We start from the raw sequence: 217 nt of genomic DNA, 5'->3' as shown, positions 1-217 counted from the left end.
GCCTACAAGCAGTCGGAGTCCGTTAGAGGGATGACGGCGTACTTTTTGTAGAACGGGCCGGCGAGTTGCTGTACGTAGCGAGGTTAAGGCGGGAAGCTGGAGCCGAAGCGAAAGCGAGTCTGAAGAGGGCGGAAGTTACGTGCAGCAGACCCGAAACCGGGTGATCTACCCATGGCCAGGGTGAAAGCTGGGTAAGACCAGTTGGAGGCCCGAACCG

The 217-nt window shown here is 59.0% G+C and carries 1 rRNA gene; it reads left to right on the top strand.

The features are described 5' to 3' along the window. Positions 1 to 217: ribosomal RNA gene (locus tag cpu_RS13150) — 23S ribosomal RNA — on the top strand; the annotation flags it as partial.

Origin of the sequence: Carboxydothermus pertinax (assembly GCF_001950255.1) — a bacterium.
GTDB classification, from domain to species: Bacteria; Bacillota; Z-2901; order Carboxydothermales; family Carboxydothermaceae; genus Carboxydothermus; species Carboxydothermus pertinax.
This window is presented reverse-complemented; position numbering and strand designations above follow the sequence as displayed.